Origin of the sequence: Faecalicoccus sp. (assembly GCF_036552745.1) — a bacterium.
Classification (GTDB): domain Bacteria; phylum Bacillota_I; class Bacilli_A; order Erysipelotrichales; family Erysipelotrichaceae; genus Faecalicoccus.
Genome location: NZ_JAXKBY010000073.1, coordinates 1 through 11402, shown reverse-complemented (window position 1 = coordinate 11402; position 11402 = coordinate 1). Strand labels below are relative to the sequence as shown.

The 11402-nt window shown below is 40.0% G+C and carries 10 protein-coding genes and 1 pseudogene; 2 read left to right on the top strand and 9 right to left on the bottom strand.

Features of this window, described 5'->3' with window-relative positions:
* Positions 1-145: 145 nt before the first annotated feature.
* The 4 genes and pseudogenes from fusA to U0M88_RS03585 form a co-directional block, all read right to left on the bottom strand.
* Positions 146-2244: pseudogene (fusA, locus tag U0M88_RS03600) on the bottom strand (elongation factor G).
* Positions 2245-2265: 21 nt separating this feature from the next.
* Complete coding sequence (gene rpsG / locus U0M88_RS03595; protein WP_022789367.1) at positions 2266-2736, bottom strand: 30S ribosomal protein S7; 471 nt, start codon at positions 2734-2736, stop codon at positions 2266-2268.
* 24 nt (positions 2737-2760) lie between these two features.
* Positions 2761-3174, bottom strand: coding sequence for a 30S ribosomal protein S12 (gene rpsL / locus U0M88_RS03590; protein WP_331868940.1), 414 nt, complete (start codon positions 3172-3174; stop codon positions 2761-2763).
* A 227-nt stretch (positions 3175-3401) separates the two neighbouring features.
* On the bottom strand, positions 3402-4322 hold the full coding sequence (locus tag U0M88_RS03585; RefSeq protein ID WP_331868939.1) for a hypothetical protein: 921 nt from the start codon (positions 4320-4322) through the stop codon (positions 3402-3404).
* A 141-nt stretch (positions 4323-4463) separates the two neighbouring features.
* Between U0M88_RS03585 and U0M88_RS03580 the strand changes: the two genes are divergently transcribed.
* Positions 4464-5273: an HAD family hydrolase gene (locus U0M88_RS03580; RefSeq protein ID WP_331868938.1), complete on the top strand. Its 810-nt coding sequence runs from the start codon at positions 4464-4466 to the stop codon at positions 5271-5273.
* Here the strand turns inward: U0M88_RS03580 and U0M88_RS03575 are convergent.
* From U0M88_RS03575 to U0M88_RS03565, 3 genes are read right to left on the bottom strand one after another with little or no spacing between them, the layout of a single operon-like run.
* Complete coding sequence (locus U0M88_RS03575) at positions 5270-5878, bottom strand: ABC transporter ATP-binding protein (RefSeq protein WP_331868937.1); 609 nt, start codon at positions 5876-5878, stop codon at positions 5270-5272. The two genes, U0M88_RS03580 and U0M88_RS03575, sit on opposite strands and share 4 nt — an antisense overlap.
* A gap of 28 nt (positions 5879-5906) precedes the next feature.
* A complete protein-coding gene (locus U0M88_RS03570) occupies positions 5907-7658 on the bottom strand; it encodes an ABC transporter ATP-binding protein (RefSeq protein WP_331868936.1) in 1752 nt (583 codons plus the stop codon).
* Positions 7651-9396 carry an ABC transporter ATP-binding protein gene (locus U0M88_RS03565; RefSeq protein WP_331868935.1) on the bottom strand — a complete coding sequence of 582 codons (1746 nt, stop codon included), beginning with the start codon at positions 9394-9396 and terminating at the stop codon, positions 7651-7653. The genes U0M88_RS03570 and U0M88_RS03565 overlap by 8 nt, the downstream gene beginning before the upstream one ends.
* Before the next feature lie 70 nt (positions 9397-9466).
* Between U0M88_RS03565 and U0M88_RS03560 the strand changes: the two genes are divergently transcribed.
* Positions 9467-10345, top strand: a complete 879-nt coding sequence (locus U0M88_RS03560) for a LysR family transcriptional regulator (RefSeq protein WP_331868934.1) — start codon at positions 9467-9469, stop codon at positions 10343-10345.
* Between the two features lie 214 nt (positions 10346-10559).
* On the opposite strand, the gene rplL is transcribed toward U0M88_RS03560, so the two are convergent.
* Positions 10560-10928, bottom strand: coding sequence for a 50S ribosomal protein L7/L12 (rplL, locus tag U0M88_RS03555; RefSeq protein ID WP_331868933.1), 369 nt, complete (start codon positions 10926-10928; stop codon positions 10560-10562).
* Positions 10929-10946: 18 nt separating this feature from the next.
* A partial coding sequence (gene rplJ, locus U0M88_RS03550) for a 50S ribosomal protein L10 (protein ID WP_331868932.1) occupies positions 10947-11402 on the bottom strand: 456 nt, incomplete at its 5' end.

Here is an 11402-nt window from a genome sequence, read left to right as displayed (position 1 = left end):
TACCATGGTCAACGTGACCGATTGTACCAATATTAACATGGGTTTTACTTCTGTCAAATTTTTCCTTTGCCATTTTAGTTTTCCTCCTAATTAAAAATTAAAATTCATGCAAAAACATTGTACTTTAGAACCAAGCGAAAAGCAACTAGTTTTCGCTTGAATTCTCTTTAATGATCTTCTCTGCAATGCTCTTAGGAACTTCAGAGTAGTGATCAAATTTCATGGAGTAAGTTCCACGTCCCTGTGTAAAGCTACGCAAGTCAGTTACGTAACCAAACATTTCTGACAATGGAATATGAGCACGTACGATTACGGCATTTCCGCGCTCTTCCTGTTCTGTGATCGAACCACGACGACTGGAAACGTCACCCATAACGCTACCTAAGTATTCAGCCGGTGCTGTTACCTCAACAAACATGATTGGCTCCAACAATACCGGATTACACTTTTTGGCAGCTTCACGAAGTGCCATACTGGCGGCAATCTTATAGGCCATTTCACTGGAATCGACATCATGGTAAGAACCATCGAACAGTGTAGCTTTGATATCGATAACCGGATAACCGGCGATCATACCATTATTTAAGGCATCCTTCAAACCTTCTTCTGTTGGTTTGATGTACTCTCTCGGTACGGAACCACCAACGATCGCATCCACGAATTCAAATCCTTTACCTTCTTCATTTGGTTCGAATTTGATCCATACATGACCGTATTGTCCACGACCACCAGACTGACGAATGTATTTACCTTCACAGTCAGCAGTGGCACGAATTGTTTCACGGTAGGCAACCGAGGCTGTCCTACGTTGGCTTCTACCTTAAATTCACGACGCAGACGGTCAACGATGATATCCAGATGAAGTTCACCAACACCGGCAATGATCGTCTGTCCTGTTTCTTCGTTTGTATATGTTTTGAAAGTAGGGTCTTCTTCAGCCAATTTACTTAAAGCCAAGCCCATTTTATCCTGATCGGCTTTTGTTTTTGGTTCCAAAGACAATTCGATAACTGGTTCAGGGAATTCCATAGATTCCAGAATGATCGGATGTTTTTCATCACACAGCGTATCCCCTGTTGTCGTAATCTTTAGACCTACGGCAGCAGCGATATCTCCGGCCCAAACCTGATCGATTTCTTTACGATGGTTGGCGTGCATCTGTACGATACGTCCGAAACGTTCCTTCTTATCCTTTGTAGAGTTCAATACATAGCTTCCTGCAGTTGCACTACCGGAGTACACACGGAAGAAGCTTAATTTTCCTACAAATGGGTCTGTTGCGATCTTAAATGCCAATGCAGAGAATGGTTCATCATCACTTGGATGACGTTCATCTTCTTCACCGTCCAAAGTTGTACCTTTGATAGCCGGTACATCTAATGGGCTAGGCAGATAATCAACAACTGCATCCAGGACCTGCTGAACACCTTTGTTTTTGTATGCGGAACCACACAATACCGGGAAGAAATCACCGGCACATACGGCAATACGCAATACACGTTTGATTTCACTGATTTCAGGTTCTTCACCTTCCAGAACCATCATCATGAAATCTTCATCATAATCGGCTAAGTATTCCAATAATTTAGCACGGTATTCTTCGACTAAATCCTGGCTTTCTTCAGGAATGGCAACTTCCGTAATAATACGTCCATAGTCACCACTGAATGTATAAGCTTTACGTTCGATGATATCGATAATACCTTCAAAGTCACTTTCAGCACCGATTGGCAACTGAATTGGGCAGGACTTAGCTCCTAAACGATCAATGATCGTGTTACAGGACATGATGAAGTCTGCACCTGTCGCATCCATTTTGTTGACAAATACGATACGAGGTACACCATATGTCGTCGCCTGACGCCATACAGTTTCTGTCTGCGGTTCAACACCGGCTTTGGCATCCAGAACGGTTACGGCACCATCCAATACACGCAAAGAGCGTTCAACTTCTACGGTGAAGTCAACGTGACCTGGTGTATCGATGATATTGATACGGCATTCCGGTCCGGTTCCATCTAATTTTTTCCAGTGACAAGTTGTGGCAGCAGAAGTGATCGTGATACCACGTTCCTGTTCCTGTTCCATCCAGTCCATTGTACTGGCACCTTCATGTGTTTCCCCAATTTTATGGTTAACACCAGAGTAATAAAGGATACGTTCAGTTGTTGTCGTTTTACCGGCATCGATGTGCGCCATGATACCAATGTTACGAGTATTTTCCAGACTATATTCTCTAGGCATAAACTAAACTTTTCTCCTTTCTTACCAGCGGTAGTGAGCAAAGGCTTTATTTGCTTCCGCCATTTTATGAGTGTCTTCACGTTTCTTAACGCTGGCACCCGTTCCGTTAGATGCATCAATGATTTCTGCAGCTAAACGCTGTTCCATAGTTTTTTCATTTCTTAAACGTGCATAGTTAACGATCCAGCGCAGACCTAATGTCAAACGACGTTCGTCACTTACTTCTACCGGCACCTGATAGTTGGCACCACCAACACGTCTAACCTTCAGCTCTAACTGAGGCATAACGTTTTCCAATGCTTGTTCGAAAACTTCCATTGGCTGTTTTCCTGTTTTTACTTCAACGATTTCAAACGCGTTGTACAGAATTGTCTGTGCAACCCCTCTTTTACCATCAATCATGATTTTATTGATCAGACGAGTGACCAATTTGGAGTTATACATAGGGTCCACTAATACATCACGTTTGGCAATGTGTCCTTTTCTAGGCATTTAATTTCCTCCTTTCACGATTGACTACTTCTTCGGTTTCTTAGTTCCATATAAAGAACGAGATTGTTTACGGTCATTTACACCGGCACAGTCTAATGTTCCACGAACGATGTGGTAACGAACACCTGGTAAGTCCCTAACACGACCACCACGAATCAATACAACACTGTGCTCCTGCAAGTTGTGTCCGATACCTGGAATGTAAGCAGTAACTTCCATTCCGTTGCTCAAACGAACACGGGCATATTTACGAAGTGCTGAGTTTGGTTTCTTTGGTGTCATGGTACCAACACGTGTACATACTCCACGTTTCTGTGGGCTTGACAAGTTAGTTGGTCTTGACTTCAGTGAGTTGTACCCACGGTTCAAAGCTGGTGACTTTGAAACGTTCTGACTGGCCTTACGACCTTTACGAATCAACTGGTTGATTGTAGGCATAAGTACCCTCCTTTCAAAAACTTCTTAACACACGTTTCCGGGTGTGTCTTTTTCATCCGTTTTATATGGGATTCTTTCGAATCCCTCATTTACGCATGCACGAATAGATTACATTTTTTAAACTTCAATGTCAAATACTTTTTTATTTTTTTCATTGAAAACACCAAATTTTAGCACCCAAAATATTTTATCTTCTCTAAAAGCCTACTTATAAATGAATTTCTGTACTAAAAATTCGCATCCCGCATTGCTTTGGCACTTCCTGTCTGCCTATTATTCATCTGATCAAAAACGGCTTCATAAGCCTGCACTTGTTCTAAAGACAAAGCTTTATCCAAACGAACATAGACTTTACCAAATACATAATCATACATATATTGGTGATGATCGATACTGTTGACTTTATTTAAGCGATCATAGGCTGCTTGTTTTGATGTACAGATTTCAATCGTACCTCCACTTAAATGGGCATTGGCTTTGGAAGACTTGCCCGCAATGGTTTGATCTTCAAAATAAGCTTTATCAACAACCTGCTCCAGCTCTTCATCGACTATAGTTGCCTGATCATAATAAAAGACATTGGATATAGGAAGGCCCTGCTCCTTTAAAAAATCGATCATTTGTTTGACGGATTCCAAATTTGAAAACTGTAATGCTGTATTTTCTTGAACTGACTTTTCCACTGGTTCTTCCAATCCTTCTACCTCTATTTTAAATGAAGTATTTATTGGATGAATCCGATAATGTTTAGCTGACTCTTCATCATATCTTGCCTCAACATAAACTGTTTGTCCATTCTTTAAATTTTCATTGGGCTTTACTGTATATTTGACCGTTGTGAAAAAATCATTATAATTCCCCTGGTCCATCATACAAGCTACATTCGCTTTTCCTTTACCATTAGTACCAGAAAAAGTTACCGTACAATCCTTTTCATCCATCAAGGACACATCTGTTTTCGCAAAGAAGAAAAAATAACTTCCTGTTGTCAGTACCCCCAGGATCAAAACGACCAACAAGAGAATCAGTATCTTCTTAGGCTTGGGCTTCCCATTGTTTTTTGGATTCTCTTCTTCTAATTCCCGACCGCATTTTGCACAATATTTACCATTTTCATAACGTATATTACAAGACTTACAAACCTTCATTTTCCTTCTCTTTTTCTTTTATTATACTCATTTTTATTTTTAGCCACAAAATAATTTTATCGTTTAAAAAGACAAAACATCATCCAAATTTTTCTACTTTTTTATTATAATAAGTACTGAGGACAGAAAAGAGGAATGAACATGAAACACAAAATTGTCTTTCTTGATATGGACGGAACTTTGTATCAGACAGAAAATGATATCATACAAGATAGTGCACTGGATGCGATCCAGATGTTAAAAGATAAAGGATATAAGGTATGTGCCGCTACCGGAAGACCTTTAAACCAAATGAAGTTGATCTTGGAACGAGTGGAGTTTGATGATTATGTGCTGATCAACGGAAGCTATATTCTTGATAAAGATTTCAATGAGATCGGCGCCTACCCTATTGAAAAAGAAACCGTAGAAGAACTGGTACAGCTTTGTAAGGATCATAAATTCGGATTGATGTTTCATTTCGGTGATGCGACATATATCTACAACGATTTTTATCCGATGTACTATTTCTGTAAATATTGTAATGTATTGGATTCTTTATTTTACGATCAAACAGAGACTTTCCATAAACGTCACCGTGTCTTTAATGCCGTGATCATGACAAAGGATAAAACAAGTTTGGATGCTTTTATGAAGGAACACCCAAATCTTCGTTCGGATTTGATCAACGTTAAAACCGACGGCTTCTGTTTTGATATCTTTAATGCCGATAATGATAAATCCAAGGGAATCGAGCTGGTATTAAATAAAAACAACATGACATGGAAGGATACGATCTGTATCGGAGACAGCACCAATGATATTGGCATGTTGGAAAAGGCAGATATCGGAGTGGCAATGGGAAGTGCAACAGATTATGTCAAAAGTTTTGCCAACTGGTCCACAACCAGCACCTATGAAAATGGTATCTTTAATGCCGTCGCCAAAATACTAAAGGAAGAGGATAATTAATCCCCTTCCTTTTTAAATTCTATAAAGTTTTGACCCACCTTCTTGGCTTCTTGGGCATCATGCGTCACATATAATAAGGTAAATTGTTTTGTTTCCTGCAGTTTGATCAAGATATCGATCAATTCATATTTCGAACTTTGATCCAACGAATTTAAACCTTCATCAATCAACAACAAATCTGGTTCTTTGATCAAGGCTCTTGCCAGAGAAATACGCTGTCTCTGCCCACCGGAGAGTGTCTTACATTTTTGTTCTAAAATAGAAGCTACACCTACAAGCCTGGCGGTATCCTCTACCTTTCTTGCCAAATCGCTTTTAGAGAGGGTTCTTTGATCGATGCCATACGCAATATTATCTTTGACAGAAATGGCATCTAACAATCGATCATTTTGAAACATGAACGATATCTTCCAGGATGTTGGCATGATGATATTTCCGCTTGTAATACTTTCTAAGCCGGCAATCATTCTTAATAGCGTTGTCTTTCCACAGCCGCTTGGTCCAAAAAAGACAGTTCTTTGTTTTTCAGGAATCTGCATAGAAACATCACGCAGAGCAACCACGCCATTTTCATAAATTTTGGTCACATTACAAATTTCAATCATGTCTCTATTGTACCAAACTCTACATCTTCTATCCATTCACAGATGATGAAAACTGGCTGTTGTAGAGCTGATAATAGAATCCTTTTTGTGATAATAGATCCTGATGTTTTCCCTGTTCTACGATCTTTCCTTCTTTCATCACCAGGATTCGATCGGCATTTTGAATAGTGGATAATCGATGGGCCACAATAAAACTTGTTCTTCCTTTCATCAGCGTTTCAAAAGCTTTTTGTACACGTAATTCGGTCATGGTATCGATCGAAGAAGTAGCTTCGTCTAAGATCAAGACCGATGGCGAACACAATAAGATTCGCGCAATGCACAATAATTGTTTTTGTCCCTGCGAAAGATTGCCTCCTCCTTCGGCCAGAATCGTGTCATAGCCCTCTGGCATCTGTAAAATAAAATTATGCGCATACGCTTTTTTAGCTGCCTCTATGATTTCTTCATCTGTGGCATCCGGCTTCCCATAGGCGATATTCTCTTTGACCGTTGCCGCTTTTAACCATGTATCCTGTAAGACCATACCATAACTCGTACGCAAAGAATGACGCGTAATTTCACGAATGTCATGTCCATCAAACCGGATGGTGCCTTTTTGCACATCGTAAAAGCGCATAAGAAGATTAATCAATGTCGTTTTTCCACATCCGGTAGGTCCGACAATGGCAATACGCTGTCCCGGTCTAACCGAAACGTTCAAATCCTGAATCAATGATTTATTTGAACTATACGAAAAATCCACATGTTTCAGTACAACCTCTCCTTTTGGATTTGTTAAATTCAGCGCTTCTTTTTTGTCGGGAATTTCTGCCGGTTCATCAATAAGGGCAAAGACACGAGCCGCCGATGCGATCGAGTTTTGAAACTCAGTAATTACACCGGTAATCTCATTAAACGGCTTGGTGTATTGATTGGTATAGCTTAAAAAGCTGGACAGCTGCCCTACGCTGATCATAGAAGCCGTGCAAGCCAAACTTCCCGCAATCGCCACACCGGCATAGATCGATGAATACATTAAACGAGTTGCCGGATTGGTAATAGAAGAATAAAAGGTAGCCTTTAGAGAATAGGTCGATAATTCTTCATTGATCTGATCAAAGTCTTTTTGTGCTTCGTTCTGATGATTAAAGGCGTGCACCACTTTGATTCCCTCCAGCATTTCATTGGTAAAAGCCGTTAACTGCCCTCTGGTTTGTGACTGATACGTAAACATCTGATACGATTTTTTTGCGATAAAATTTGCCAGTAAAAATGAAAGCGGGCTTAACAGCACGACAATCATCGTGATCCAGATATTTAAGCTGGCCATGAATACAATCGTGCCTGCAATGGTCAATACACCGGAAAAAAGCTGAGTAAATCCAAGCAACAAGCCATCTGAAAACTGATCGATGTCCGTTATGATGCGGCTGATCAAATCTCCGAAAGCGTGCTGATCCACAAAGGATAGCGGTAATACCTGTAAATGATCAAAGGCCTGCACTCGTAAATCTTTGACCACGCGATAAGTGATCTTATTATTGATGTGGTTCATCAGCCATTGTGCCATAGAAGTCACACAAATCGATAAGAAAATTCCAAACAGGATGACCATCAAGCCTGAAAAATCGACCTGTCCGGCTTTAACGATCTTATCTACCGCTTTCCCCGTCATAATGGGAACGTAAAGTGTAAAGCCTACAACCAAAGTCGAAAGAAGAAACGACAAACATATCCATCCGCGATAGGGCCTTAAGTAGGTTAAGATTCTTTGTAGTGTTTCTTTATTTTCACGCATTCGAAGCCACCTCCTTTCCAAAGGACTGGGAAGCACAGATTTCCTGATAGATTAAATTATCTCGCATTAAATCTTCATGTCTTCCAGAGCCTGCAAGCCTTCCATCCTCCATGACCAGAATGTGATCGGCATCATAAATGGCAGATACACGTTGCGAAATGATCAAAACTGTTTGATTTTTCGTATGTGTACGAATCGCATGGCGCAGTTTGGCATCTGTCGCAAAGTCAAGCGCTGAAGCACTGTCGTCCAAAATCAGAATATCCGGATTTCCAACCAGAGCACGGGCAATGCTCAACCGTTGTCTTTGGCCTCCGGAAAGATTACTTCCCTTTTGTAGAATTTCCAGATTTAATCCTTCTTTCTTTTCCTCGACAAACTCTCTGGCCTGTGCGATATCTAAAGCCTTCCATATCTCTTCATCTGTAGCATCTTTCTTTTTTAGCTGCATATTCTTTCTTAATGTTCCGGAAAATAAGGTTGCCTTTTGTTCGACATATCCAATATGTTCACGAAGAGAAAAAGGCGAAAGTGTCTCAATTTCTTTTCCAAACAAATAAATCTTTCCTTTTGTATGATCATAAAAGCGACACAAAAGTTGAGCCAGTGTAGATTTTCCGGATCCGGTTGCCCCGATAATCCCAATCGTTTCTCCCTGCTGTACTTGAAAGCTGATATCCTGCAGCACTTCTTTACCTGATTTCGCATACTGAAAGCTGACATGGTCAAAGGAAATAGCCGGGACATCCTTTGAAGGATTTAAATCCCATTGTCTTTTGTTTCCTTCTTCTAAAAAAGAAGGGACTTCAAATATCGCATTTACACGTCCCAGACTCGCAAAAGCTCTGGATAGAAGAATGATCAGATTGGCCAGCTTTACCAGCTCTGTCAAAATTTGGAACATGTAGTTGATCAAGGCAATGACTTCTCCCTGTGTTAATTCTCCTGCATTTACCTGCAGACCACCAAAATATAAAATGGCAATAACACCCAGATTAACGATCATATACGTTAAAGGATTTAATAAAGCGGAAATCTTGCCGACAAAGATTTGTTTTTGATACAGTGTATCCGTTTCCTGATGAAACTGTTGTTTTTCTTTGTCTTCTCTGGCAAAGGCTCGTACTACACGAATACCGGTTAAATTCTCTCTTGTCTTCAACAATACTCGATCTAATGTCTGTTGTACCTTTTTATATAGCGGCATTGTTATCAACAAAATCGCAAATACAACGATCATTAAAGCCGGAATAACAACCGCAAAGATCAAAGCCGCCTTTACATTCACACTGAAAGCCATGACCATAGCTCCCAATACGACAAAAGGAGAACGCAAAAATAGGCGCAAAAACATATTCAAACCATTTTGTACCAGATTGATATCATTGGTCATTCGGTTGATCAAGGTCGATGTACCGATACGGTCGATTTCCTGGAACGAAAATGTGTTGATATGAGCAAACAAATCTTTACGCATGGACTGGCCTAAGCTGACTGCCGATTTAGCGGCAAAGTATTGTGCCGTTAAAGAAAAGGCAAAGCCGATGATTCCTAATAAAATCAGCAATGCTGTCATCTTCCATAAAAAAATCGCATCCCTTTGGGCAATTCCCACATCGATCATCTGGGCAACTACCAACGGAACAAACAGTTCGAAGGTTGCTTCTAACATCTTGAACAAAGGCGCTAAGATCGTGATCAATGGATAGGCGCGTAAATAATGATATAATCGTTTCATATTCCCGTTCCTTTCTACTCTACTTTAAAAGGTTCTGTTATAATGATTTCAAATCGAAAAGAGGCTTTTTATGACTTTGGTTCAATTACACTATTTTAAAACCATCTGTAAATACAACAATTTAACACGAGCAGCCAAGGCTCTGCACATTTCCCAACCCACATTAACACATGTGATTCATGACTTGGAGCAGGAATTTGGCATCACTTTATTTCTGCGCCAGAACAAAGGTCTGGTCTTAACTAAGCAAGGACAAGATTTTTTAAATGAAGCCAATCTATTACTGGAACAGGCAGATGCCTTTTCCAATCGAATGAAGTTTTTAGGCCATACGCATCAAGCGGTGCAATTTGGCCTGTCCCCAGCCAGTTCCACCTTATATTTTCCATTGATTGCGCAAGCTTTATATCAACAATATCCACAGATTCAAACGATTCTTGTGGAAAATGGAAGCATGTTGAACCGACAAAAAATCATTGATGGAAAACTGGATTTAGCCATCATTTCCTCAAATGCTCCCATACCTTCTACATTAGGTTCCTATAAAATTGCAGATACCAGAGTTTGCCTGTTTGTTTATAAGGAACATCCTTTGTCCAAAAAGAATATGTTATCGATACAAGAAATCAAGAAGCAGCCTTTGGTCATGTTGTCCGAGGAATCCTTTCTGACTACTGCAACCATCAGCCAATGCATGCACTATAAGATCGATCCCAATATCATCTTAACAACCAACCAGATTTCTATTATCAAACAACTGGTGACCAACAAAATTGCCGCTACTCTTCTTTTTGAACATACTTTACCGGACGATCAAGAATATGTATCGATTCCGGTGACAGAGTTTCAAGCAATCCAAATTTACTTGATCTGGAATCAGTATAAGCAGATGACACCTGCCATGCAGCATTTGATCGAAGTAACAAGGCAAGTGTATCCAAATAACTAATTCGTTCCTTATTGTAATCGTATTATTAAAAAAACACCAATACATATAAATTAGTGTGTCATAAATTTTATTTATGAATATTTCATATCCAATGTCTGGAAGAAGACAAGAAAATTAAAAATTTTTAGTATCAAACCAGTATCACGATTCAAAAAGAAAAGCCCTTATCTGCTTTAGATAAAGGCTTTTTCTTACATGTTTTGTCTTCGTTAAATTACTTAACTTCAACAGTAGCACCAGCAGCAACCAATTTTTCTTTGATCTGTTCTGCTTCTTCTGGGCTAACGTTTTCTTTAATAGCAGCTGGAGCACCATCAATCAGTTTCTTAGCATCTACTAATCCTAAACCAGTGATTTCACGTACTGCTTTGATTACAGCAACTTTAGTTCCACCTACATCTGTCAAAGTTACAGTTACTTCGCTTGGTCCAGCAGCAGCTGCTTCTTCAACCGGAGCAGCAGCTACAGCAGCAGCTGCAACGACACCGAATTTTTCTTCGATTGCGCTTACTAAGTCATTCAGTTCTAAAATTGTAGCTTCTTCTAAGTAAGCAAGAATATCTTCCTGAGTTAATTTAGCCATTTTCTTTTTCCTCCTATGTTATTCAGCTGGGGCAGCTTCTACAGCAGCCTCTGTTGCCTCTTCTGCCTGTGCAGGAGCGGCTTCTTCTTTTGCTTCTACCTCTTTTACTTCAAATGTACCATTTTCTTTAGCTTCAGCTACAGCCTTAACAGTCATAGCGAACTTGATCAATGGTGCATTCAGGCAAGAAGCGAACTTAGCCAACATACCTTCTTTGTTCGGTAATGCAGACAATTTTTTGATCGTATCTGTGTCGACCATGTCGCCATCAACGATACCTGTCTTTAATACAAGTGCTTCGTGTTCTTTGGCAAATTTAGCCAATACACGAGCAGGAGCCACTGGATCTTTACCAAAAGCTAAAGCGTTTGGTCCGATCAAGTCTTTTGCGAAATCATCGTAACCTAATTTTTCAGATGCACGACGAGCAATTGCGTTTTTATAGACTTTGAAATCTACTTCTTCTTTACGACG